This window comes from Nocardioides sp. (assembly GCF_036493135.1).
Classification (GTDB): Bacteria; Actinomycetota; Actinomycetes; order Propionibacteriales; family Nocardioidaceae; genus Nocardioides.
Genome location: NZ_DASXQG010000090.1, coordinates 118,113 through 141,548, shown reverse-complemented (window position 1 = coordinate 141,548; position 23,436 = coordinate 118,113). Strand labels below are relative to the sequence as shown.

The following is a 23,436-nucleotide window of genomic DNA, read 5'->3' as shown; positions in this document are numbered from 1 at the left end:
CGACATGGACGGGAGTCGGCCCGCTGGAGGAGAATCCACACGTGACGCTACTCGAGAGGGAGTCGCAACTCGGGTCGTTGCTCCAGTACACCGACGAGGCTCGCGCGCGTTCGGGACGCCTCGTCCTGATCTCCGGTGAGGCCGGGGTCGGCAAGTCGTCGCTGGTCGAGGAGCTCCAGCACCGGCTGACCGACGCGACCTGGACGTGGGGCGCCTGCGACGGCCTGTTCACCCCCCGCCCCCTCGCGCCGCTGCACGACATCGCCCGCGAGGTCGGCGGCGTCGTCCTCGACGCGGTCCGCGACGGAGTGCCCCGCGAGCAGGTCTTCGACGCGGTCCTGCACTGGCTCTCCGGCGCCGAGGGGCTGGTGGTCCTGGTCATCGAGGACGTCCAGTGGGCCGACGAGGCCACGCTCGACCTGTTGCGGTTCCTCGGCCGGAGGGTCCGCGACCTGCCGGTCCTGCTGGTCGTGACGTTCCGTGACGACGCGATGGCCCCGGCCGATCCGCTGCGCGTCGCGCTCGGCGAGCTCGCCGGTCAGCGCTTCACCCGCCGCATCGACCTGCCGCCACTCACCGCCGCGGGGGTACGACGCCTCGCCGAAGGCACGTCGTACTCCCCTGTCGAGCTGTACGAGCTCACCGGCGGAAACCCGTTCTTCGTCGTGGAGGTCCTCAGCGAGCTGGGCACCCAGGTGCCGGTGTCCGCGCGGGACGCCGTGCTCTCGCGTGCCGCCCGGCTCAGCGACGTGGCCCGGGCCGCGCTGGACCTCGCCTCGCTCGACGCCTGGCGCGTGGACCCGCAGCTGGTCGCCGACGCGGGCGACGTGCCCCTCCAGACCTTCGACGAGCTGCTCGCGGCAGGACTGCTCAAGGCCGACGGCGACTCCCTGCACTTCCGCCACGAGCTCGCCCGCCGCGCGATCGAGTCCGAGGTCCCGCCGCACCGGCGACTGGCCGGACACCAGTCCCTGCTCGCGGCGCTGACCGAGAGCGGCTGCGACGACGAGGCGCGCCTGGCGTACCACGCCGAGGCGGCCCGAGAGCCCGACCTGGTCCGTCGGCACGCGCCGATCGCGGCCCGCCGCGCCGCCGAGCTCGGCGCCCACCGCGAGGCCGTCGCGCAGTACGAGCGCGCGCTGCGGTTCGCGCCGACCGAGGATCGAGAGCTCGCCGAGCTGTACGACGGCTATGCCGACGTCCTCGCCCTGGTGGACCGCTGGCCGGCGGCCGCCGAGGTGCGCCAGAAGGCGATCGACGTGTGGCACGAGCTCGGTGAGGTACGCCGCGAGGGGCACGACCACAGGAAGCTGACCTCGGTGATGTGGCGGCTGTGCCGTGGAGCGGAATCGGTCGCCGCCGAGGAGCGGGCGATCGAGCTGCTCGAGCCGCTCGGCGACGACCCCGAGCTGGCGCGGGCGCTCTCCTCGCACGCGTTCACCACGTGGTCCGACGACCCCGAGGCCACCGAGGCGATGCTGGTGCGCGCCGAGGAGATGGCCAAGGGGCTGGGGGACGTCGCCCTGCGCAGCGACGTGGTGAACAACCATGCGTTCCTGCTCTTCACCCGCCGCCAGGACTGGGCACCACGGATGCGCGAGGCCCTGCGCCTCGGCCTGGAGTCGGGCGGCGAGGCTCAGGTGGGTCGCGCCTACGCCAACGCCTATACGTTCTTCATCGCCCAGTACCGCTTCGCCGAGGGCGAGCGTTTCTGGCGAGACGGCATCGCGTACTGCGACGAGCACGACATCGCGACGTTCGCCACCTGCCTGCGCGGACACCGAGCGGTCGCGCTGCTCGACCTCGGTCGCTGGGACGAGGCGGCCGTCCTGGCCGGACGCGTGCTGGCCACCGAGGCGAGCCCGGTCAACCTGCTGACCTCGCAGGTCACCCTGGGGCTGGTGCGCGCCCGACGTGGCGAGGAGGGCGCGCTCGACATCCTGGACGCTGGCGTCGAGGCTGCCGACAGCCTGGACGAGGCCGAGTGGATCGCGACGACCCGGCTGGCGCGGGCCGAGGTGCACTGGCTGGCCGGTCGCGACGACGCCGCGATCGCCGAACTGAAGGTGATCCGCTCGGTGATGACCGCGATGGACTACGTCCTCGACGCGCAGCTGAGCGTCTGGGAGCAGCGCCTCCTCGGTTCCGCCCACCCGGCGTCGCCGGCGCCCGGCCCGTGGGCGACCTCGCTCGCCGGGGACCATGCCGCCGCCGCGGTGCACTGGGAACGACTCGGCTGCGGCTACTACGCCGCCCTGTCGCTGTACGACTCGTCGAATGACCACCACCTCCGCGACGCGATCACCCGCTTCGAGGGGCTGGGCGCCGAGGCCGCCGCACGCCGTACCCGGCAGCGGATGCGCGAGCTCGGCCACCGCGCCGTACCCACCGGCGCGCGCGCCAGCACGCGGCAGCACCCGCTCGGGCTGACCCGGCGCGAGGATGAGGTCCTGGTGCTCATCTGCGACGGGCTGACGAACGAGGAGATCGCCGAACGCCTGGTGCTGTCCACGCGCACCGTCGACCACCACGTCTCGGCGGTGCTGTCCAAGCTCGGCGTGAGCTCACGTGGTGCGGCCGCCGCCCAGGCCCGGCGCCTGGGCCTGGTGCCTGCCGCAACCTAGGCAGGTCGCAGCTCCGAACCTGGGTAGTTCACCCGATGAGGGGCGGGGCGCGGTCTTCCTACGGTCGTCGGTGAGTCACCACGACATCACCGATCACCAGAAGGAGACAGCTCATGCCGCTCTACATGGATGTGCACCACCTCGACGGCCCGGTCACCGCCGACGACGTCGCGAAGGCACACATGGCCGACCTGCAGGTGCAGGACAAGTACGACGTGAACTACCAGCGCTATTGGGTGGACGAGTCCAACAGCACCATCTTCTGCCTCGTCGAGGCGCCCTCGCCGGACGCCGCGAACACGGTCCACCGGGAGGCGCACGGACTCGTCGCCGACGAGGTCCATGAGGTCAAGGAGGGGTCATGATGCGCGCACCACGCCTGCTGGGGGTCATCGCGCTGGCCATCGTCGCCCTCCTCGCCCCGCTGACCGCACCCGCCACCGCGGGGACCGCGCACCAGGTCGCAGCCGCCAAGGCGGCCACCGCCAGCTTCACGCACCCCGCGGGGGCCAAGAAAGCCGGGTACGCCCTGCTCAAGGACGCCGCCGGCATCGCGTGCATCGACATGAAGGGGATGGGCGGCATGGGCGTGCACTACGCCAACGGCGCGCTCGTGGACGGCAAGATCCAGGTCCGGCACCCGGAGGCGATCGTCTACCGGTTCACCAACAACGGCCACCTCAAGATGGCGGCCCTGGAGTACCTCGTGACGCGCGACGCCTGGCGTGCGAACCACCCGACCGGACGCCCGAGCCTGTTCGGGCACCGGTTCAACCTCACTCCGGCCGGCAACCGGTTCGGGCTGCCGGCGTTCTTCTCTCTCCACGCCTGGCTCTGGTACAACAACCCGGCCGGGAAGTACACGATGTTCAACCCGCGGGTGAACTGTCCCGCCGGGATCTGACCTCAGATCACACGTCCGGGGGCGACGATCAGGCGCGTTGCCTGCCCATGACCACCTGACCGTCTCGTGGACCCGGCCCGATCACCTTCAGCCCGCACGGGCGTGGAGGTACCGGGCCGGGTCCTCGGCGTCTGCGCTCGTCATCAGCACCCAGCGATCGTGCGGCAGGCGCCGAACACCGCGTCGTACACGGTGCCGAGCCGTCAGGCGTCCAACGCCTCGACGTCCACGTCGTAGGCGCCCTGCACCAGGAACTCCTTGCGCGGGGCGACGTCGGAGCCCATCAGGAGCTCGAAGACCTCGGTCGCCGCCTCCGCGTCGTCGATGGTGATCCGGCGCAGGGTGCGGTAGCGGCGGTCCATGGTGGTCTCGGCCAGCTGCTTGGCGTCCATCTCGCCGAGGCCCTTGTATCGCTGGACCGGGTCCTTCCAGCGCAGGCCCTTCTTGGCGAGCTCGGCGAGCTTCCGCTGCAGCTCGGCGTCGGAGTAGGAGTAGACGTACTTCTCCATCCCCTTCTTGGGGTTGGTCAGCTCGATCCGGTGCAACGGCGGGACGGCGGTGAAGACGCGACCGTCGCGGATCAGGTCGGGCATGTACTTGAAGAACAGCGTGGCCAGCAGGCAGCGGATGTGGGCACCGTCGGAGTCGGCGTCGGCCATGAAGATGATCCGGCCGTAGCGACGCGCCTCGAGCTCGAAGGTGCGACCGGAACCGGCGCCGACGACCTGGATGATCGAGGCGCACTCGGCGTTCTTGAGCATGTCGCCGATGGAGGCCTTCTGGACGTTGAGGATCTTGCCGCGGATCGGCAGCAGCGCCTGGAACTCGGAGTTGCGTGCGAGCTTCGCCGTACCGAGGGCCGAGTCTCCCTCGACGATGAAGAGCTCGGTGCGGTCGTTGTCGGTGGCCCGGCAGTCGGCGAGCTTGGCCGGAAGTGCCGAGGACTCCAGCGCGTTCTTCCGGCGCTGGGTGTCGCGCTGCTGCCGGGCCGCGAGCCGGGTCTTGGACGCGGCGACGACCTTCTCCATCACCAGCCTGGCCTGGGCCTTCTGGTCGCGCTTGGTCGAGGTCAGGAACCTCTTCAGCTCCGAGGAGACCACCTTGTTCACCACCGAGCGCACGGCCGGCGTGCCGAGGATCTCCTTGGTCTGGCCCTCGAACTGGGGCTCGGCCAGCCGAACGGTGACGACGGCGGTCATGCCCTCGAGCACGTCGTCCTTGATCACGTTGTCGTCGTTGACCTTCAGCGCCTTGGTCGCGCGCATGACCTCGTTGAACGTCTTGGTGATCGCGGTCTCGAAGCCCGCGAGGTGGGTGCCGCCCTTGGGGGTGGCGATCACGTTCACGTAGGACCGCACCTCGGTGTCGTAGCCGGTGCCCCACCGCACCGCGACGTCCACCGCGAGCTCGCGCTCGACCTCCTGCGGCGTCATGTGTCCCTTGTCGTCGAGCAGCGGCACGGTCTCGGTGAAGGTGTCGGTGCCCTGGAGCCGCAGGATGTCGGTGACCTTCTCGTCGTGCGCGAGGAACTCGGTGAACTCCGCGATGCCGCCGTCGTGGCGGAACTTCTCCTCGACGGGCTGGTCGCCGCGCAGGTCGCGGATCACCAGCTCGAGGCCGGGCACGATGAACGACGTGTGGCGTGCGCGGCCGATCAGGCCGTCCCACTCGAAGTCCGCGTCCTTGGTGAAGATCTGCTGGTCCGGCCAGAACCGGATGCGGGTGCCGGTCTTGGCCTTCGACACCCGGCCACCCTTGCGGCTCAGGCCGGACTTCTGGGTGAACGACCCGGTCGGGCCGTCGCCGTCGAAGACACCCGGCACGCCGCGCCGAAAGCTCATCCCCAGCTGGGACGGTGTGCGGTCGACGTCGACGTCGAGCCGGGCCGACAGCGCGTTCACGACGGACGCGCCCACCCCGTGCAGACCGCCGGTCGCGACGTACGACGACCCGCCGAACTTGCCGCCTGCGTGGAGCTTGGTGAAGACCACCTCGACGCCCGGGAGGCCGGTCTTCGGCTCCTTGTCGACCGGGATGCCGCGGCCGTGGTCGTGCACCTCGGCCGAGCCGTCGCGGTGCAGCGTGACCTCGATCAGGTCGCAGGCGCCGGCCAGGGCTTCGTCCACGCCGTTGTCGATGATCTCCCAGAGGCAGTGCATGAGACCGCGGGTGTCGGTGGACCCGATGTACATGCCCGGGCGCTTCCGGACCGCCTCCAGCCCCTCGAGGACCAGAAGGTGTGCTGCGTTGTAGGTGTTGTCGGCGATCGTGCTGCTCCCGGGTCGGCGGCCCGTCGGTCGAGCCTGTCGAGATCTCGAGCCTACCGGCGACACGCCGAGCCGTTGGGTAGGCACGCTGCCGAGGTGGACGCCGGCCCTGCTCTACCGTGGCGACATCACGAACAGGTCAAGATTCCGATACAGATTTCGGGGATTCCGAACCGCATCAGAGCAGGAACCGTCACACTCAACAACAACAGATCGTCGATCACGGATCGGGCTTCCCAAGGGGTGGAAACTCTCAGGCAGGGGAACCAGGGACGTGATGGGATCGCGTGTCGGACGACACGTCGCGACGGGGGGTCGAAGGAATCTTCTCCAGCCCGGCTACGTTGTAAGCGGCACCGAACGAATGAGAAATGAGGCCGACTGTGACCACTGCCGTTGCCACGAGTTCCGCGCTCAGCGCTGCGGACCGCTGCGACCGTTGCGGAGCTCAGGCCTATCTTCGAGTCGAGCTCCAGTCGGGTGGCGAGCTGTTGTTCTGCGCCCACCACGCCCGAGAGCACGGAGACAAGCTCCGCGAGATCGCAGCGCACGTCATCGACGAGACCGACAAGCTCCGCGAGACGCCTGCCACTGCTCCAGGAGACGAGCACTGACGGCGACCTGACCTGGGGCTCAGCACGAGCCCCGACGGGGGCCCCGGACCGCTGAGGTCCGGGGCCTCCGTCGCTGCTCGGGCGCCGTCGAGGCGTGTGCCAGGCTTCGGCCATGTCGGGAACCGTGTTCGTCTGCGGCCTCCTGGTCGTGGTGGGCCTCTTCGGCATCGTGGTGCCGGTCATCCCCGGCACAATCCTGGTCGCACTAGGCATCGGGATCTGGGCCTCTGAGCAGGGGTCCGTCACGTCGTGGACCGTGTTCGGGATCTCTGCCGCCTTCCTCGTTGCCGGCGCGCTCATGAAGTACGCCGTGCCCGGCCGGCGCCTCAAGCGCACCGTCCCGACAACCACCCTCGTCGTCGCGGGCCTGTGCGCGGTCGTCGGCTTCTTCGTGATCCCCGTCGTCGGGGCCCTGGTCGGGTTCCCGGTCGGGATCTACCTCGCCGAGCTCGTGCGTGTGGGCGTGGACAGGGCCTGGCCGTCGACGAAGGAGGCCCTCAAGGCGGTCGGTGTCAGTATCGTGATCGAGCTCGCCGCGGCGCTCGCGGCGACGACCGTGTGGATCCTGGGTGGGGTCCTGTCGTGATCGCCATCCTCCTGGCGCTGCTCGGCGCCGTGTCGTACGGCGTCTCCGATTTCATCGGCGGCATCTTCGGCAAACGTGCCAGCCCGTGGGCGGTCGCCGCCACCGGCGGGATCGGCGGCGCGGCCAGCGCGACGGTGCTGGCGCTGATCAACCCGGGCAACCCGGCGGCCGTCGATCTCGCCTGGGGAGCCGCCGCCGGGATCGGAAACGGCACCGGGACGGCCTTCCTGTACCGCGGGCTCTCGTCGGGACGGATGGGCGTCGTCGCTCCGGTGAGCGGCGTCCTCGCGGTGATACTGCCGGTCGTGGTCGGCGTCGTCACCGGCGAGCGGCCCGGGCCGCTGGTGTGGCTGGGCATCCTCTCCGCCGTTCCGGCGATCTGGCTGGTCGCGCGCGAACCGGGCGCCGAGGCACCGACCCCGTCGTCCGGATCGGGTGTGCGCGACGGCGTGCTCGCCGGCCTCGGGTTCGGGGTCCTGTTCGCCTGCCTCGGCCAGATCCCGGACGGGGCGGGGTTCTGGCCGCTGGTCCTCAACCAGCTGGTCGGGGTCGTGATGATCGCGCTGGCCGCGACCGCGCTCGGCGCCACCTGGGTGCCGCGCACGCGTCCGGCGTGGGGAGGCGCCTTCGCGGGCGCCCTCGGCGGCCTCGCGACGACCGCGTTCCTGCTGGCCACCCACCACGGGCTGTTGAGCGTCTCGGCCGTGCTCACCTCGCTCTATCCGGCGTTCACCGTCCTGCTGGCGGCCCTGGTGCTGCGCGAGCACATCCACCGGGCGCAGGCGTGGGGTCTGGTGCTGTGCGGGGCCGCGGTCGTCCTGGTCGCGGCGGGCTAGCGCGCGTGCGCCGCACGGGTCGCATCGGAGCGTTTCGCTGCCGAGGGCCTCACCCTGCCCGTACCCTGCTCGGGGGGTAAAGGGACGACCACGGGAAGGCAACGCGGTGGAAACAGCGGAGCAGGCACGCGTCGAAGCGGTGCGTGAGCTCGGCCTGCTCGACACCCCGCCCGAAGAGCGCTTCGACCGCGTCGTCCGCCTCGCCCAGCAGTTCTTCGACGTCGCCACCGTTGCGGTGAACCTGATCGACGACGACCGGCTGTTCGTGAAGTCCGCCGTCGGCTTCGAGTCCGGCGGCAGCCTGCCCCGCGACAACAGCTTCTGCCCGCTCACGATCGACACCCAGCAGACGCTGGTGGTGTCCGACGCGCGCAACGACGCCGACTGGGCCGACCACCCCTTCGTCACGGGAGATCCCAAGGTCCGCTTCTACGCCGCGACCCCGCTGGCCGGTCCGAACGGACAGGTCGTGGGTGCCTTGTGCATGGTCGACCGGGAGCCGCGCGAGCTCAGCTCATCCGACCGCGCGCTGCTCGACGACCTGGCCGGCTGGGTCGAGACGGAGCTCGCGGCCGACGCCGACGCCGTCCAGGCCAAGGAGATCCAGCGGCGCCTGCTCCCCCGCAAGGCACCAGAGGTGCTCGGCTACGACATCGCCGGCCGCTGCCAGCCGGCGTACCACGTCGGGGGCGACTACTACGACTGGCACCTTCTCGACGACACCATGCTGCAGGTGACCGTCGCCGACGTGATGGGCAAGGGCCTGCCCGCCGCCGTCATCGCCGCCGGTCTGCGCACCGCGATGCGCGTCACCTCCCGCGCCCACACCTTGATGGAGGCGGTACGCCGTACGGCCGAGGGCCTCCAGGACGACTTCGGCGACTCCGGCACCTTCGCGACCATGTTCACCGCCCGGCTCCGACCCCAGCAGGGCCACCTCGAGTACGTCGACGCCGGGCACGGGCTCGCGGTGCTCGTCAGCCCGGGGTCACCGACCCGGCAGCTCGCCTCGCGTGATCTGCCCCTCGGCGCCCAGCCGGGCAGCCTCTGGACCAGCAACGAGGCTCGACTCGAGCACGGCGACACCCTGATCGCCGTGAGCGACGGCCTCCTCGACGCCTTCAGTGACCCGGTCGAGGCGGTGCGCGCCGCCGAGCAGCTGGTCGCATCCGCGTCGTCCGCCGACGAGATGGCCGACCGGATCCTTGCCGCCGCCGCCCGAGCCCCGCTGGCAGACGACCTGACTGCCGTCGTCGTCTGCCGGGAGAATGCATGATCCCGCCCGACGACCGACCGTCCGGGCGGTCGTCCTCACGACAGGAGTGGCGCGACGATGGTGGCGCATGACCCGCAGTACGGTCGTCACCGAGGTGATGGCCGCCCGGGACTGTTCCGGAGCACCACCCTCGAGCACCGAACCGTCACGGCGTACGACCGGGCCGATGGCGACCACCGAGGAGCTGCCCTGATGACCGACACGAGTACCGCCGTCCTCCAGCCGACGGGCCGGCTCAACATGGTGGCGGCCCCGGCGTTCAAGAACCTCGTGGAGGAGACCGTCGCCTCCGGCCAGACCCGGATCGTGGTGGATCTCGGCCAGGTCACCTTCATCGACTCCTCCGGTCTGGGCGCCCTCATCTCGGGGCTCAAGGCCACCCGGCAGGCAGGTGGCGACCTCCGCATCGCCGACGTGCCGGAGCAGGTGATGACCGTGCTCCGCCTGACCAACCTGGACCGCGTGCTACGCGCCCACGCCACGGTGGTGGACGCCTCCCATGACTGGTGAGTACCTGCTCGAGGGCCTGGCCGTGCCCGAGAGCCTCAACCTGCTCCACGACCTGCTCGAGCGCGTCGGCAGCGAGCATCCCGACATCGACGCCGGCGACCTGATGCTGTTCGAGACGGCCGTCATCGAGGTCGCCGGGAACGTCGTGGAGCACGGCCGCCCGTCGGGAAGGGTCTCGTGGACGTTCCATCTGTCGGTGCACTCCGACCGGCTCGAGGCGCGCCTGTCCGACAGCGGCGAGGAGTACCCGGGCGGCACGTGGGGGACGTCGATGCCGAAGGACCCGATGCAGGAGGACGGCCGGGGGCTCGCGCTCGCGACGGCGGTGCTCGACGACCTCGACTACGAGCGCACCGGAGACGTCAACCACTGGACGATGTTGCGGCGGCGCGGCTGAGCGGTCGGGCTCACCCGCCCTCCTCCGCGAGGCGCTTGAGGTCCCCGAGCCGGCGGTCCCAGGTCTGGGCGATCCGGTCCAGGTCGCGAGCCAGCGAGCTGAGCCGGCCACCCAGCGCGTGGTGCACCAGCTCACGACCGTGCGTCTCCGCCTCGACCAGGCCTGCGCCCCGGAGCACCTCGAGGTGCTTGACGATCGCCTGCCGCGACACCGGGAGCTCCCGGGCGAGAGCCGACGCAGACGCGGGTGACTCGCCGAGGCGGGTGAGGATCCGCCACCTGGTGTCGTCGGCCAGGGCGGAGAAGACCGCCGTCGGCGCCGAGGTGCTCATGCGCTCTCGACGTACGTCTTGGCGGCTGCCAGCTCGCTCTCCCAGCCGGAGACGTTGCCTTCGCGGTGCTGGAGCCACTCCTCGCGGGTCTTCCCGAGGCCCGAGAAGCCACTCTCGGTGACCGAGAGGGTCACGCCCCCGCCCTCGCGCGGCACGATCCGGAACTCGACCAGCGTCGGCTTGTCGACGCTGAGGTCGAGCCACTGGTAGGCGATGTACGACGTCGGCTCCGACTCGACGGTGACGAGCCGGAACTCGCCGTACTTCGGATGCGTGAGCACGGTGGTCTCGCCCTCCTGGCGGACCTCGGGCTTCGGGTCCACCGCGCCCTCGTTGATCCACCAGCCCGGCCGGGTGACCAGGGACCAGACCCGCTCGGCGCTGGCGTCGATCTCGATGCTGCGGTCGATCCGGTCCAGCGGATCCAGGTCGGTGGCGGCGTGGTTCACGGTGGGCTCCCTTCGTCGATGTGTGCAACTCAAACCTTGCACATTCGGGATCCGAATGCAACTGTCGAGTTGCAATGCGTGGGTGGCCCTCCCGAAGTCGCGGAAAAACTTCGAAATCCGCCGTCATTCTGACGTCACGGGGTGCTGTGAGTCGCGTCTCTTCTCACAGAGGAGGCAAAGACCATGAGTTCATCCCCCCGCGTTGGTGACCTGGGTTGTGCACGCAACCGGGCCATCACGGGACTGCGTATCCGTCTCGACGGCTGCCAGGAGCTCATCGCCGCCCCTGCTCGAGCACTTCCGCTGAGGAGTGCGTCATGACGACCCTGCCCACGGCCTCCGTGGTCACCGTCGCCTGCCCCGCATGGTGCAACGTCACCCAGAGCACCCACCAGCGCGAGCTGCGCTGGGAGGGCCGCGCCCTTCACTGGAGCGATGCCCGCACCGGTGAGGGCTGGGAGATCCGTCACACGGCGGCCACCGACGCGAACGGACATCCGACCAACACCGAGCCCCGGGTCTACGTCACCGCCAACGGTGGCCTGACCCTGGCCGGCGCCGAGGCGCTCGCGCTGACGCTGCTGGCGACGTATGAGGAAGCAACTGGCTGACGGCGTCAGGTCCTGCGGCCGCGCATGGGGCGCCCGCAGGACGTGACTGCCGCCGACCGGGCCGCTCCACGGCGCGCGAACGCGTGGAGTGGCCCTCGGGACCGGAAGCCGAGTCGTCGGCCGCCCACCGGGCGACCCTCCTCCGACGACCGACCTCCGCCCCCCGCGGGCCCCGATCTACCCCGGGGCCGCGGGGGGTGAACCCGTCTCAGAGGCCCGGACCCGGTCGCGGGACCTTGGTCCCCGCCGAAGCTTACGAACGACCCAACTCGCGACACCGCTCTTTCGCCGGGGCCGACGACCTGCCTACACTGGCGCTGAAGCCCGCCGGTGACCCGAGACGCCGGCGGGCTTCCTCGTTGTCCGAGCCCTTTCGTGCTCGTCAGCCGTGCGTGACGCGCACGTCCGCCGCCCGCACATAGGCGATGCGGTGGCCGAACCAGATCTCGTAGTAGCGGTCGTGCCCGACAACATCGGTGCAGTCCAGCGCCACGCCCGCGCAGCGGAACGTCTTCGCGTAGTAGTAGTCGGTCTGCAGATGGCTGTCGGCAAGCACATAGGCCTGGCGCGGCTGGATCGCGTACTGCAGCGGGGTCACCGTCTGGTACGGGATCTGTGAGGGGTACGCCGACCGCTCGGGATAGGCGCGGCCATAGACCGGCACCGGGTCGGCTCCGCGCGGTACGACGACCTGGGCGCGGGTCGGCACCACGCTGTGGTGAGCCTTCGGGTCGGCGATCCAGCCCTTTTCGCCGAGCCACCACACGCCGAGCCAGTCACCCACGCGCTGGGAGACCAGGAGCTGCTGTCCCGCCGCGGCCCGGGCCCCGATGTCCGAGACCTCGGTGGTCGACGGCGAGCCGTCGGGATGGAGCCCGACGTCGGTGACCAACGGGGAGTCCGCGGAGGGACTCTGGTGCAGGTAGACGAAGTTCGTGCCCTGGACGGGGCAGCCGTCATCGGCGTCGCAACCGGTGACCGGCTGCTCGTTGTCGGAGAACCCCGGCTTGACCGTCACCACGTCGCCGTGGGCGTGCCGGTCAGCGGAGATCGGGTGCCCGAGGAGGGTCATGTAGTGCTCCCAGTCCCAGTACGGGCCGGGATCCCAGTGCATGCCGGCGACGTTGGCCGGCGTGATGCCCGGCACCTGGTCGTGACCGATGATGTGGGCCCGGTCGAGCGGCACGCCGTACTCGTGGGCGAGGTGGCGGACGAGGGCCGCGGAGCTCTCGTAGAGCGACTCGGTGTACCAGGTCGCGCCCTGTGCGGCGAAGCCTTCGTGCTCGACACCGATCGAGTGCATGTTCACGTACCAGTTGCCGGCGTGCCAGCCGACGTCCTTCGGGTCCAGGTGCGCCGCGATCTGCCCGTCGGACGAACGGACCGTGTAGTGCCAGCCGAGGTAGGTCGGGTCCTGGACCAGCTGCAGCGCCTCGTCCCAGGAGCCCTCGGTGTCGTGGATGACGATGTCGTCGATCCGCAGGTCTCGCGGCCGGTTCGCGAGGTCGTGGTTGCCGTAGTCGCCGGGGGTGTCGCCGTACTGTTCGTACGGCGCGGGAACCGACTCGCACCCGAGGTACGGCGGGCAGTCGACCCGGGTGTGCCCGGGCTCGGTCAGCTCGAGCGACCGTACCTGTGCCGCGTCGAGCCGGGCCTGGGGATGCGGCGCGAGCCGGACCCGCTGGCCGTCGTCGGTGGTGCGGGCCCGGCCCTTGCGGATGACGGCGTACACCTCACGCGCGAAGCGCAGTGCAGTCCGCTGCTCGCTCGCGGTGCTGTACCGCGCGACGGCTCCGCTCCAGGCATCGAGCCCGTGCGCCGACCCGTGGTGGTAGCTCGCCAGCAGAGCGGACCCTGCGCAGATGTTCGCGACCGGGTCAGTGCGGAGTCGTGACTGCGAGACGCCGACCATCGTGGCCGCCCGGTCGAGGGTGCGGACCTGCGCGGTGGTGAGCCGCGTCGTCCCGGCGTACGACGGGACGCGCGGCTCGGCGCTCCCGTCGCCCTTGCCGAGCGCGTCGAACCGAGCCGACGGCGTGGACGCGACGACGTGGGTCAGGTGCATCGGCCCGTAGCCACCAGCGGTGCTCGGCGACCCGGCGTGGTCGTCCCACCGGGACTCCAGATAGGAGACCCCGAGCAGGACGGCCCGAGGGACGCCGCTGATGCGCGCGGCGCGCGTGAAGACTGCCTGACGGTCGGGCGAGCCCGCGAGACAGGCCCGCCAGCCGGCGCCTCCGCTGGGTCGCCCCGCCGGGGCCGGTGACGTGGTGGCCACGAGGATTGCGGTGATGAGGGCGCCGGCCGCGGAGATGGCTCCGAGCGTGCGCGTCCAAGGTCGTGATGACACGAGTCCTCCCGAGATTTGAAGACCCTCGGACCCTATGCCCAGTCCGCTCGCCCGCGCGACCGGTGCCGGGGTCGTCGCCCGGTTCAGGCCCTGCGGAAGCGCCAGAACTGCTCGACGGCCTCCGCCACGGCCCGATGCTCGGCGTCGGGATCCACGGCGTCCGCTGCCTCGTCGACGGAGACGTACAGCTCGCGGAGCGCACAGTGCTCGGGCTCCAACGTCCCCCGCAGCCTGGCCTCCGAGCGGCGGAGCAGTGGGAGCAGATGACTCATGGCGAGCTTCCCGGCGAGATATGCCTCGAGCCACACGTCGAGATCGCCGGGGTCGTCCAGCACACCACGCAGGGTAGCGGTGATGAAGGCCGGACGGCTCAGCCTGGATCCACGCTCAGTCCAGGTAGTCGCGCAGCACCTGGGAGCGGCTGGGGTGGCGGAGCTTCGACATCGTCTTGCTCTCGATCTGGCGGATCCGCTCGCGGGTCACGCCGTACACCTTGCCGATCTCGTCCAGCGTCTTCGGCTGACCGTCGGTGAGACCGAAGCGCATCGACACCACGCCCGCCTCGCGCTCCGACAGGGTGTCGAGGACGGCGTGCAGCTGCTCCTGAAGCAGGGTGAAGCTGACCGCGTCGGCCGGGACGATCGCCTCGGAGTCCTCGATCAGGTCGCCGAACTCGCTGTCGCCGTCCTCACCGAGCGGAGTGTGCAGCGAGATGGGCTCGCGGCCGTACTTCTGGACCTCGACGACCTTCTCGGGCGTCATGTCCAGCTCTTTGGCGAGCTCCTCCGGGGTCGGCTCGCGCCCGAGGTCCTGCAGCATCTGCCGCTGGACGCGGGCGAGCTTGTTGATCACCTCGACCATGTGCACCGGGATGCGGATGGTGCGGGCCTGGTCAGCCATCGCGCGGGTGATCGCCTGCCGGATCCACCAGGTGGCGTACGTCGAGAACTTGTAGCCCTTGGTGTAGTCGAACTTCTCGACGGCGCGGATCAGACCGAGGTTGCCCTCCTGGATCAGGTCGAGGAAGAGCATGCCGCGGCCGGTGTAGCGCTTGGCCAGGCTGACGACCAGTCGGAGGTTGGCCTCGAGCAGGTGGTTCTTCGCCCGGCGACCGTCCTCCGCGATCCACTCGAGCTCCTCCTCGAGCTTGGCCGAGATCTTGCCGCCCTTGCCGAGCTTCTCCTCCGAGAACAGGCCGGCCTCGATCCGCTTGGCGAGCTCGACCTCCATCTCGGCGTTGAGCAGCGGGACCTTGCCGATCTGCTTGAGGTAGTCCTTCACCGGGTCGGCGGTCGCGCCCGCGACCATGACCTGCTGCTCGGGCTCACCGGCGTCGTCGGCGTCGGAGACGACGAACGTCGCCTCCTTCTCGTCCTCCTCGATTGAGGGATCGGTCGCGACGTCCTTCTCGAACTGCTCGTCGGGGAGGTCGGGCAGCACCTTCTTCCCGTCGGGACCCACCTTGACGTTGTCCAGGGTCACAGCCCCTTTGGCGCCCGCTGCTGCGTCGGCCGTTGCCGCCGACTTCTTGGCAGGGGCAGCCTTCTTCGCCGCGGTCTTCTTGGTGGCCGGAGCCTTCTTGGCGGGACTGGTCCTCGTGGTCGTCGCCTTCTTGGCCGGCGACTTGGTCTCCGTCTTCGTCTGGCTCGTCGTCGTCTTCTTACGCGCGGTCGAGGACACGAACACCTCTCGTGAAAGACATTGTGGGCGCGGCAAGGCCCGGTATGGTCAAGAGCCGCACTGTCATTCTGCCATGGCCCTGGTCGCTGGGACGAAGCGGGAGCCACCCGTAGGACGCTCCGCCCGGCCCCTCGTGACGAAGGTCCCGTGGGTCAGGCGCTGGCCGCCTGGCGGCCGCCTTCTTCTGCTGCTTGTCGGCCCCCGCGTTGGCTGGCGTTGGCTGCCGTGGACCTCCGGCCTCTCACCTGCACAGACGCTGATCCGACTCGTGAGAACCGGTGAACGTTCTCGACTGTCCTGCGGACTCTCCGCGGACTGACAACCAATGGAAGGGAAGCCATGAACACCACCACAACCGACTACGCACGTCAGCTCGCCGCCACCGGCGCCAGGATGCGCCAAGCAGTCGAGGAGTCCGGCCTCGGCCTCGAGACCATCGCGGAGGGCAGCGGGATCCCCGTCGACGAGCTCCGCGACAAGGTGCTCAACGGCACCGGTGAGCTCATCATCCAGGACCTCTACTGCGTGTCGGTGTGTCTCGGCCTCGAGTCCAGCGTCTGGTCGCGCTGGCTCGACCCCGTCGACGAGCCTGAGGCGGCGAGGGCATGACCGGGGCGAGGTGATCCGGACCGCCCGCATCGCCATGGGTCTCACTCAGGCCGAGCTCGGCGCCCTGTTCGGCGAGAGCCGCTGGACATTAGCGAGGTCGAGCGCGGGCAGCGACCCGACCGCGAGGTCATGGAGGTGGCGGGAGCCATCGGGACACACCTGGGTCAGATGAGGGCCTCGACGGAGGCGCTCTCCGCGACCTAGCCTGAACACAACGTCGCCCCTCGTCCCGAGCCGGTGCGACAGCAACGCCCGCCGGGTCTCCCCGGCGGGCGTTGTCACGAGGTGGGGGCCGCCCCAGTGGATGCCCCCGAGCATCCCCGAACAGGCGACCCCCCGGCTGGACCCAGGGGTGCGTGACCCGGGCCAGCTCACTAGTTACGTACCCCATCCATGCACGCAAAAACCGCACTTGCGGGTGAAGACACGTCCGGTGCGCGAGCGGACCCTAAGCGTGTCTGGCGGGTTGTTCCCTGCGTCCCGCTCGGACGAAACTACGGGGGTACGTGGCGCCCCGCTCGACCGGATCAGGCAGCGGCGGGGCGCCCGCGCCCGGCAGGCGCTCCGGACCCCCGACGGAGCACAGCGCCCCGCGGAAACCCCGGTGCCTGCGGGGCGCTGCCATGCACCGTGCCCTAGCCTGAACCCAGGTCGCCCCGTCCCGAGCCGGCGTGACCGTAACGCCCGCTGGTTCCCCCGTGCCGGCGGGCGTTGTCATGCGCGCGTCACGCTAAAGGGCCACATCAACCCGGTGCTCAAGGCCTTGGCTCTGCTCAGGTCACCACGATGAGAAGCGGTCGTAGTAGTCGGCGTGCTGGTTGCGCGTCTCGTGCCCCCAGTCGGACGCGTCGTAGTCGGGCGCTGACTTGATCTGGTCCTTGGTCATCGCCACCATCACGGCCTTGTCGTCGTGGTTGACGTCGTTGATGGCGCCGGCCGGGATGAGGCGCTTCTTGCCGAAGATCCATGGGCCGGTGTCGACGACGACGTAGGACGCTTGGGTCTCATTGGTCGCCTTGTCGACCTTGCCGATCGAACCGTCGGTCGCTTCCACGCTGTAGCCGACGAGGTCGCCTCCCTCGGCCCAGGAGACATCGCGGTAGGTCCATACGCTGCTCATCGGAACTCCCTCCCTAGTTCGAGGAAACTTGCGTACCCAACACCCGGGGTCGCAAAACGTCGCTCGCCACCTCCGAGCTGAGTGGTGACGGGGGACCACTCGGCTAGCAAAGGCGGGTGGTTCGGCCCGCGCGAGGCTGGCGGGCGTTGTCGTGCGGAGGGCCGCGCGGCCGGGACGTCACCCCCACGGCACCTGGGGACGTGATTCACACCTGCGAGGGGACGGACCTCCAGGCGCAACTGAGGTTCAGGCAGCGCCACGCCCGCCGCTTGACTGTTCCGGCGGGCGTTGTCTAGTCATCGTCATCCGGTGTCTGCTCGACGTTGGCCTTCATCTGCGGCAGTCGGGCCCTCACCCTCTCGACGGCACGCTGAACCGTCGGCGAGTCCTTCGCCTGGAGAAGGAACGCGAGAGATCCGAGTGCCAGGCCGGCTGCCCCAGTCGCCTCGCGCTGCTCAAACCCTGGGTCCGGGGCCTTCACGACCTTGACTCCTTCGGCGTCCAGTGCCGCCAGCATCATGGCCAGCATCCTGGGCCCGCCTGGCTCGACCTGGAGAATGAACTGCGCCATGGCCCCAAAGCGTAGGCTCCGCCGGCAATGCTGAATACAGGATCCGCAACGTCACAACGAACGATGAGGGCGAGAAGCAAGAGTTCGAGACCGAGGTGGAGGCCGCGCAGTGGTGGTCTACATACACGAAGGACCACCCTGGCGTCCGTGCCCGGGAAGTCGTCCTCGAGCGCTGGGAGCGCGACAACGAGTGGACGCCGGTAGCCACCCACGACATCAGTGGGGCCTAGTCCGCTGCTGCCCGCAGCTCTGATTGACCCGGCACCGTGTGTGTAGTTTTCGACTGGTGGGTCCGGTGGCTTTCGGCTGGAGATGATGGGCACCCGCCCGCCCGGACGGAGGCGAACAGGCGGGCAGGTGCCCCAGGACGCCTGGCCGAACCCCTGCGGCCAGTTCCTCCGCCGCCGCGCAGCTGTGGAAACGGCGGCGGAGGTGTGCGCCCTACCCCTTGCCGGCGCCCTTGCGGGAGCGGGACGGCTTGGACTCGTCAGGCTCGATCCACCCGGCGTTGCGCAAGAAGGCGATGCGCTCTGCATCCTTCTTGTCATCCAGCGGCAGCGACTCTCCACCGGCGTAGGTCACGCCGGGGTTGTCGGCGTCTCCCTCGAGGTGCACCTGTGTGTTGGCCACGACCCGGTAGCCGCTCATCACGAGATGCCCGTCAGCTTCAGCAGACCGGTCGGCCGCGGGACGGTCACCAGGAGGCGTTCCTCGGCTCTCACAAGAGTCGTGCTGGCCGTGAACTGAGTAGTGCCCTGGTTCGCGGTCTCGACCTCGCGGGATCTGGCCTCCGGGTCGGCGAGCTGCTCGGGCTCCAGGTCTCCGACGTCGACTTCCTGCGCCGTGAGATACGCGTCGAGCGCCAACGTGACCAGGCGGGCCGGATCCAGCCGGTGAAGTCCAAGACGTCTCGACAGGTCGTACCCGTCGGCCAGGTGGTCATCGACGCGCTCGCAGCACACCTTGCGGCCTACCCGAGCGATGGCGCGATCGTGGTCGACGAGCTCGCCGAACCGATGCGATACCGGCGCTGGCGCAGCCTGATGGAAGCGGCCGCGGCCTCGATCGACGTCGACATCACCAGCCACGACCTACGGCACTTCTACGCCTCGGCCCTCATCCGCCGGCGGCGCCTCGGTCAAGCAGGTCCAGCACCGACTCGGGCACGCCACCGCGGTCATCACGCTGAACACCTACGCGCACCTGTGGCCCGGCGACGACGACCGGACACGGGATGTCATCGACGCAGCCCTGAGCCCACTTGCGGACTCTCTGCGGACTCAGGAGGCCTCCGATGGATGAACATGCAGGTCAGAGGGCTTGCGCCTTGACCTCAGCCTTCTTCTGCTGCTTGTAGTCGCGGACCTTCTGGAGGGACGCGGTGTCGGTCACGTCGGCCACCGAGCGGTATCCCTCGAGTGCGTAGTCCCCCACGGCCTTCTCCCAGCCGTCCGGCCGTACGTCGAGCTGCTTGGCCAGGAGCGCGGTGAAGATCTGGGCCTTCTGCTTGCCGAACCCGGGCAGCTCCATCACCCGCTTCAGCAGGTCGGCCCCCGAGGTGGCCTCGGTCCACAGCCTTTCGGTGTGGCCGCCGTACTTCTCCTCCATGATCGCCGCCAGCGTCTGCAGCCGCTCGGCCATGGATCCCGGGAACCGATGGATCGCCGGCGGCGTCGAGCACAGAGCCTTGAACTCGGCCGGATCGGCGGCCGCGATCGTGGCCGGCTCGATGCTGCCGAACCGGTCCAGCACCTTCGCCGGTCCGCGGAACGCGTGCTCCATGGGGTACTGCTGGTCGAGCATCATCCCCACGAGCAGGGCGAACGGGCTGTCGCTGAGCACCTCGTCGGCGTGGGCGTCGCCGGTGATGTGGATGGTCATGGGGCCATCCTGCCCCAAGCACGCACGTCCCGGATCGTGCACCGGCCGCCTCGGACCCGGTCCGCGCCGGCCGGTGAGGAGGCGACGTCAGCCAATCCTCGGCACCGACCTGCCCGTTGATCGAACGTTCGTCCAACACGTGCAAGACCCGGAGACAGAGCGCGCACCCGACGTGATCGCTCCCGATCCGACTCACTCATCCCATCTCGACTTGCCCACACCTGAACGGCCACCGATCAGGAGCAGTTCGGTGGGGATCTCGACCGACGACGGGTCGGCGATCAGCCCACCTTGACCGCGAGCACCGGGCAGGGGGCGTCGAGCAGGATGCGCTGGGCGTTGCTGCCGAGGATCAGCTTGCCGACCGGGGTGCGCCGGCGCAGGCCGATCACGATCAGGTCGGCATCGCTGTCCTCGGCGATCCCGATCAGGTCCTCCGCGGGCTCGAAGCCGCGGACCAGCTGGCGCACGTCGTACTCGAGTCCGGAGGCCTGGAGCTTCGCCTCGAGGGTGGACAGGTCGCTCTCGGAGCGGACCGAGGTCGCGCCGTCGTACTCACGGCCGCCGCGATGGGAGTTCACCACGATCAGCGCGGCGCCCCGGAGCTTCGCCTCGACGATCCCCTGGTCGACCGCAGCCTCGCCCTCGGGCTTGGGCACGTAGCCCACGACCACCGCTCCCATGGTCCCTCCTCCGCGTCCGTCGAGACGTCCCCCGGGCCCGTACCCACGGCAACCTATCCCACGGTCGCGGGCCCGGCGCCGGCGTTCCTTGTGGAGGACGACCCGGCCGATCGGAGTAGGTCGGGCAGGCTGACGGGATGCCGGTCCTGCTCGCCCCTCTCGAGTTCGCCGAGCGGCGTCTGCTGCGAACGGCGGTGCTCGCGCTCGCCACCGCCGACCACCGACGACACGTGCCGGCGACCCTGCACGTGGGCCTTCCGGGCGGCGAGGTCACGACCGTGGCCGACGACCCCGGCTGGGACCACGGGCTCCGCACGGAGATCGTGGGCGCGGTGCTCCGGGCCCGCCGGGACCCGCCGTGGGTGTGGGTGACACGGTCCGGCCCACTCACGCTGCAGGACGCCGACGCGGCCTGGCTCGGACCGACGCTGGCCGCGGCCGCCGAGCGCGGGATCGACGTTGCGTACGTCGTGGTCACCCGGCACGGCTGGACCGACCCACGCTCGGGCCTGCGTCAGGAGTGGAAGCGGATCCGGCAGCGATCCCGGCGCGGCTGACCGTCGAGCTCAGTCCCAGGTGTGGACGGGCTCGTTGGTGTGCATGCGGTCGCGGTACTCCAGCAGGGTCGCCCGGAGTACGTCGTACCGGTCCTCCCCGGTCCGCCGGTGCATCCGGTCGACGAACCAGCTCGCCCCGTTCACGCCCAGCAGGCAGCGCTGCTCGATCATGCCCAGCAGACGATCACGTTCGTCGGCTCCGACGCCCCACGACTCCAGCCCGGCGTGCGCCATCGGCAGCAGCCGTCGGAGCACCAGCTCGGTCGCCTTCACCTCGCCGAGACCGGGCCAGTAGATCGTGGCGTCGATCCCGTCCTCGGCCGCCGTCTCGAAGTTCTCCTCGGCCGCCTGGAACGACATCTGCGACCACAGCGGGCGGTCGCTCTCGGCGAGGTTCCGGACCAGGCCGAAGTAGAACGCCGCGTTGGCGATCAGGTCCGCGACCGTCGGTCCTGCCGGCAGGACACGGTTCTCCACGCGCAGGTGGGGCGTGGCGTCGTTGATGTCGTAGATCGGCCGGTTCCAGCGGTAGATGGTGCCGTTGTGCAGGCGCAGCTCGCCCAGGGTCGGGGTGCCGCCCTCCTCGAGCACGGCCACGGGATCCTCCTCCGTGGTGATCGGGAGCAGCGCCGGGAAGTAGCGCACGTTCTCCTCGAACAGGTCGAAGACCGAGTTGATCCAGCGCTCGCCGAACCACACTCGCGGCCGCACGCCTTGCGCCTTGAGCTCCTCGCTGCGGGTGTCCGCCGCTTGCTCGAACAGCGGGATCCGCGTCTCGTGCCACAGCTCCTTGCCCAGGCAGTACGGCGAGTTCGCCCCCACCGCGAGCTGCACCGACGACACGACCTGCGAGGCGTTCCAGTACGCCGCGAACTGGTCGGGCGACGTCTGCACGTGGAACTGCGTGCTGGTGCAGGCGCCCTCCGGCAGGATCGAGTCGGCGGTCGTGATCAGCCGCTCCGGCCCCGTGATGTCGATCCGAATGTCCTCTCCGCGCGCGGAGAGGATCTGCTCGCTGAGCAACCGGTACCGCGGGTTGGCACTCATGTGCGACGGGCTCAGGTGCCCGGGGGCGAGGGTCGGCAGGATCCCGATCATCACCTGGTGGGCGCCGACCGCGGACGACCGTGCCTCCGCGTCGTTCAGCGACCGCCGCAGGTTCTCCTCGAACGTCTTGAGCCCGGAGTCGCGTAACCGGGCCGGCGGCACGTTGATCTCGATGTTGAACTGGCCGAGCTCGGTCTGGAACGCCGGGTCCGCGATCGCCGCCAGTGCCTCCGCGTTCTTCAGCGCCGGGTCGCCCTGCTCGTCCACGAGGTTGAGCTCGACCTCCAGGCCGGTCATCGGGTCGTCGGTGTGGAACTGGTGCTCGCTGAGCATCCGCTCGAACACGTCGAGGCAGCGGTGGACCTTCTCGCGATAGCGCGTGCGGTCGGCCCGAGAGAACTCTTGTGCGTCGACGTCCTCCCCCATGCGGTCACACTAGGGGCGCCCCCACGCCCTGGGAAGCGCGCGAGCTCAGGCGCTGTCCACCACCTCCTCCCATGCGGCCGGTGGCACGGCCCGCACCAGGCACTCGGCGAGACACGTGCCCAGCGGGTGCTCGGGATCCACGTCGAAGCACCGGTCGAGCGCGCACCACGCCAGGGCGCCGTCCCCGGACATCCAGGCACAGAACGCGGTCACCGCGGCGGTGTCGGGCACCTGCGGATCGGGGGCACCGCGCAGCAGCGCGGCCCAGACACGTAGATGGTCGTGAGCGGTCTCGCGCGTCACGGCGTACAGCGCCGCGTCGCGGACCTCGATCCGGGTGATGGCCCCGAGCACGCGAGCCGCCCCGTCGTCGTCGGGCGGCTCGCCCCGGTCGACCCAGCCGGTGACCAGCTCGCCGACCGGCGTGACGTCCGCCGGCCCGGGCTCCGGCAGGCTCTCGATCAGCCGACCCCACCGCGTCCGCTGACCCGCGACGGGAGCCACCGTCGCCCGCAGCTCCGCGCGGCTGGCGTGCGTGACGCGTCCCGCGAAGACGGCCTCCGCCGTGAAGGGGTGGCACGCGTCGTCGTACGGAACCATCGGTGGCTCGGTGGCCCCGGCTCGGACAGGCACGCTGCACCAGGCTCCGTCGTGGGCACGCAGCACGTCGACGACGCCGATGCCCTCGGCGACGAACGCGGGCACCAGCGCCGCTGCGAGCCGACCCGCCACCGCTGCGGCACCGGAGTAGACGACGAACGCCACGTGGTCGACCTGATGCGTCCGGCTCGGTGCCACCAGCACCTCGATCACCTCGGCCAGGGCGGCGTCGTCGGCCGAGGGTGGAAGGTCGAGGCGCGCATGGAAGCTCCGCACCGCGCCGAAGGTCAGCATCACGAGCGACTCCTGCGGGTGGAAGCCGAGGACGACGGGCACGGCCGCGAGGAGGTCCTCGGGGCCGCTGGCGGTCAGCACGGTGGTCATGGCACGACGTTGCCCGCGCGGGCCGACGCCGACGACGGGCACGCGGCCGGCCTGTGGAGGCCGCGGCCCGGGCCGGTGCTTGTGGATCCCAAGCGGGCTCGCGACCACGCCGTGGGTGGCTGT

The 23,436-nt window shown here is 70.2% G+C and carries 27 protein-coding genes; 14 read left to right on the top strand and 13 right to left on the bottom strand.

The window, feature by feature from the left end; genetic code table 11:
- Positions 1 to 41 precede the first annotated feature (41 nt).
- The 3 genes from VGJ24_RS17385 to VGJ24_RS17375 all read left to right on the top strand — a co-directional run bounded on the left by VGJ24_RS17385 (position 42) and on the right by VGJ24_RS17375 (position 3,528).
- Positions 42 to 2,624 (top strand): helix-turn-helix transcriptional regulator, encoded by a 2,583-nt coding sequence (locus VGJ24_RS17385; RefSeq protein ID WP_331501900.1) that lies wholly within the window; start codon positions 42 to 44, stop codon positions 2,622 to 2,624.
- 113 nt (positions 2,625 to 2,737) lie between these two features.
- Complete coding sequence (locus VGJ24_RS17380; protein WP_331501899.1) at positions 2,738 to 2,989, top strand: DUF4242 domain-containing protein; 252 nt, start codon at positions 2,738 to 2,740, stop codon at positions 2,987 to 2,989.
- Positions 2,986 to 3,528: a hypothetical protein gene (locus VGJ24_RS17375; protein ID WP_331501898.1), complete on the top strand. Its 543-nt coding sequence runs from the start codon at positions 2,986 to 2,988 to the stop codon at positions 3,526 to 3,528. Before VGJ24_RS17380 ends, VGJ24_RS17375 begins: the two co-directional genes overlap by 4 nt.
- A 203-nt stretch (positions 3,529 to 3,731) precedes the next feature.
- Here VGJ24_RS17375 and VGJ24_RS17370 read toward each other — a convergent pair whose 3' ends face one another.
- A complete protein-coding gene (locus VGJ24_RS17370; protein ID WP_414691114.1) occupies positions 3,732 to 5,861 on the bottom strand; it encodes a DNA gyrase/topoisomerase IV subunit B in 2,130 nt (709 codons plus the stop codon).
- A gap of 305 nt (positions 5,862 to 6,166) precedes the next feature.
- On the opposite strand from VGJ24_RS17370, the gene VGJ24_RS17365 reads away from it, so the two are divergent.
- The 7 genes from VGJ24_RS17365 to VGJ24_RS17335 all read left to right on the top strand — a co-directional run bounded on the left by VGJ24_RS17365 (position 6,167) and on the right by VGJ24_RS17335 (position 10,014).
- Positions 6,167 to 6,409, top strand: a complete 243-nt coding sequence (locus VGJ24_RS17365; RefSeq protein ID WP_331501897.1) for a DUF7455 domain-containing protein — start codon at positions 6,167 to 6,169, stop codon at positions 6,407 to 6,409.
- Between the two features lie 112 nt (positions 6,410 to 6,521).
- The gene (locus VGJ24_RS17360; RefSeq protein ID WP_331501896.1) at positions 6,522 to 6,995 is read left to right on the top strand and encodes a DUF456 domain-containing protein; all 474 of its coding nucleotides are present in this window, start codon (positions 6,522 to 6,524) and stop codon (positions 6,993 to 6,995) included.
- Positions 6,992 to 7,831: an EamA family transporter gene (locus VGJ24_RS17355; protein WP_331501895.1), complete on the top strand. Its 840-nt coding sequence runs from the start codon at positions 6,992 to 6,994 to the stop codon at positions 7,829 to 7,831. Before VGJ24_RS17360 ends, VGJ24_RS17355 begins: the two co-directional genes overlap by 4 nt.
- A gap of 106 nt (positions 7,832 to 7,937) precedes the next feature.
- A complete protein-coding gene (locus VGJ24_RS17350) occupies positions 7,938 to 9,107 on the top strand; it encodes a PP2C family protein-serine/threonine phosphatase (protein ID WP_331501894.1) in 1,170 nt (389 codons plus the stop codon).
- Positions 9,108 to 9,174: 67 nt separating this feature from the next.
- Positions 9,175 to 9,300, top strand: coding sequence for a hypothetical protein (locus tag VGJ24_RS17345; protein WP_331501893.1), 126 nt, complete (start codon positions 9,175 to 9,177; stop codon positions 9,298 to 9,300).
- Entirely contained in the window at positions 9,300 to 9,617 is a 318-nt protein-coding gene (locus VGJ24_RS17340) for an STAS domain-containing protein (RefSeq protein ID WP_331501892.1), read from the top strand. Before VGJ24_RS17345 ends, VGJ24_RS17340 begins: the two co-directional genes overlap by 1 nt.
- Positions 9,607 to 10,014 (top strand): ATP-binding protein, encoded by a 408-nt coding sequence (locus tag VGJ24_RS17335; protein WP_331501891.1) that lies wholly within the window; start codon positions 9,607 to 9,609, stop codon positions 10,012 to 10,014. The genes VGJ24_RS17340 and VGJ24_RS17335 overlap by 11 nt, the downstream gene beginning before the upstream one ends.
- Before the next feature lie 10 nt (positions 10,015 to 10,024).
- On the opposite strand, the gene VGJ24_RS17330 is transcribed toward VGJ24_RS17335, so the two are convergent.
- Positions 10,025 to 10,345, bottom strand: a complete 321-nt coding sequence (locus tag VGJ24_RS17330) for a metalloregulator ArsR/SmtB family transcription factor (RefSeq protein ID WP_331501890.1) — start codon at positions 10,343 to 10,345, stop codon at positions 10,025 to 10,027.
- Positions 10,342 to 10,794, bottom strand: coding sequence for an SRPBCC family protein (locus tag VGJ24_RS17325; protein ID WP_331501889.1), 453 nt, complete (start codon positions 10,792 to 10,794; stop codon positions 10,342 to 10,344). Before VGJ24_RS17325 ends, VGJ24_RS17330 begins: the two co-directional genes overlap by 4 nt.
- Before the next feature lie 317 nt (positions 10,795 to 11,111).
- On the opposite strand from VGJ24_RS17325, the gene VGJ24_RS17320 reads away from it, so the two are divergent.
- Entirely contained in the window at positions 11,112 to 11,405 is a 294-nt protein-coding gene (locus VGJ24_RS17320; RefSeq protein ID WP_331501888.1) for a hypothetical protein, read from the top strand.
- A 382-nt stretch (positions 11,406 to 11,787) separates the two neighbouring features.
- On the opposite strand, the gene VGJ24_RS17315 is transcribed toward VGJ24_RS17320, so the two are convergent.
- From VGJ24_RS17315 to VGJ24_RS17305, 3 genes are all read right to left on the bottom strand, one after another.
- Positions 11,788 to 13,755, bottom strand: a complete 1,968-nt coding sequence (locus VGJ24_RS17315; RefSeq protein WP_331501887.1) for a peptidoglycan recognition family protein — start codon at positions 13,753 to 13,755, stop codon at positions 11,788 to 11,790.
- A gap of 83 nt (positions 13,756 to 13,838) precedes the next feature.
- Positions 13,839 to 14,090, bottom strand: coding sequence for a hypothetical protein (locus VGJ24_RS17310; protein WP_331501886.1), 252 nt, complete (start codon positions 14,088 to 14,090; stop codon positions 13,839 to 13,841).
- 52 nt (positions 14,091 to 14,142) lie between these two features.
- Positions 14,143 to 15,435, bottom strand: coding sequence for an RNA polymerase sigma factor (locus VGJ24_RS17305; protein ID WP_331501885.1), 1,293 nt, complete (start codon positions 15,433 to 15,435; stop codon positions 14,143 to 14,145).
- Positions 15,436 to 15,774: 339 nt separating this feature from the next.
- On the opposite strand from VGJ24_RS17305, the gene VGJ24_RS17300 reads away from it, so the two are divergent.
- Positions 15,775 to 16,044: a hypothetical protein gene (locus tag VGJ24_RS17300; RefSeq protein WP_331501884.1), complete on the top strand. Its 270-nt coding sequence runs from the start codon at positions 15,775 to 15,777 to the stop codon at positions 16,042 to 16,044.
- A 778-nt stretch (positions 16,045 to 16,822) separates the two neighbouring features.
- Here the strand turns inward: VGJ24_RS17300 and VGJ24_RS17295 are convergent.
- The 3 genes from VGJ24_RS17295 to VGJ24_RS17285 all read right to left on the bottom strand — a co-directional run bounded on the left by VGJ24_RS17295 (position 16,823) and on the right by VGJ24_RS17285 (position 18,383).
- Positions 16,823 to 17,164, bottom strand: a complete 342-nt coding sequence (locus VGJ24_RS17295; RefSeq protein WP_331501883.1) for a PRC-barrel domain-containing protein — start codon at positions 17,162 to 17,164, stop codon at positions 16,823 to 16,825.
- A 292-nt stretch (positions 17,165 to 17,456) separates the two neighbouring features.
- Complete coding sequence (locus tag VGJ24_RS17290; RefSeq protein WP_331501882.1) at positions 17,457 to 17,735, bottom strand: hypothetical protein; 279 nt, start codon at positions 17,733 to 17,735, stop codon at positions 17,457 to 17,459.
- Positions 17,736 to 18,176: 441 nt separating this feature from the next.
- Entirely contained in the window at positions 18,177 to 18,383 is a 207-nt protein-coding gene (locus tag VGJ24_RS17285) for a hypothetical protein (RefSeq protein WP_331501881.1), read from the bottom strand.
- Between VGJ24_RS17285 and VGJ24_RS19625 the strand changes: the two genes are divergently transcribed.
- The gene (locus tag VGJ24_RS19625; RefSeq protein WP_414691109.1) at positions 18,353 to 19,066 is read left to right on the top strand and encodes a tyrosine-type recombinase/integrase; all 714 of its coding nucleotides are present in this window, start codon (positions 18,353 to 18,355) and stop codon (positions 19,064 to 19,066) included. The two genes, VGJ24_RS17285 and VGJ24_RS19625, sit on opposite strands and share 31 nt — an antisense overlap.
- On the opposite strand, the gene VGJ24_RS17275 is transcribed toward VGJ24_RS19625, so the two are convergent.
- Together VGJ24_RS17275 and VGJ24_RS17270 are read right to left on the bottom strand one after the other, a co-directional pair.
- On the bottom strand, positions 19,047 to 19,616 hold the full coding sequence (locus tag VGJ24_RS17275) for an HhH-GPD-type base excision DNA repair protein (protein ID WP_331501879.1): 570 nt from the start codon (positions 19,614 to 19,616) through the stop codon (positions 19,047 to 19,049). The two genes, VGJ24_RS19625 and VGJ24_RS17275, sit on opposite strands and share 20 nt — an antisense overlap.
- Positions 19,617 to 19,897: 281 nt before the next feature.
- Positions 19,898 to 20,299 (bottom strand): universal stress protein, encoded by a 402-nt coding sequence (locus VGJ24_RS17270; RefSeq protein WP_331501878.1) that lies wholly within the window; start codon positions 20,297 to 20,299, stop codon positions 19,898 to 19,900.
- A 137-nt stretch (positions 20,300 to 20,436) separates the two neighbouring features.
- Between VGJ24_RS17270 and VGJ24_RS17265 the strand changes: the two genes are divergently transcribed.
- Complete coding sequence (locus VGJ24_RS17265; RefSeq protein WP_331501877.1) at positions 20,437 to 20,856, top strand: hypothetical protein; 420 nt, start codon at positions 20,437 to 20,439, stop codon at positions 20,854 to 20,856.
- Positions 20,857 to 20,865: 9 nt separating this feature from the next.
- On the opposite strand, the gene VGJ24_RS17260 is transcribed toward VGJ24_RS17265, so the two are convergent.
- Both VGJ24_RS17260 and VGJ24_RS17255 read right to left on the bottom strand, forming a co-directional pair.
- Complete coding sequence (locus tag VGJ24_RS17260; protein ID WP_331501876.1) at positions 20,866 to 22,329, bottom strand: glutamate--cysteine ligase; 1,464 nt, start codon at positions 22,327 to 22,329, stop codon at positions 20,866 to 20,868.
- Between the two features lie 45 nt (positions 22,330 to 22,374).
- Positions 22,375 to 23,313, bottom strand: a complete 939-nt coding sequence (locus tag VGJ24_RS17255; protein ID WP_331501875.1) for a DUF4192 domain-containing protein — start codon at positions 23,311 to 23,313, stop codon at positions 22,375 to 22,377.
- Positions 23,314 to 23,436 lie beyond the last annotated feature (123 nt).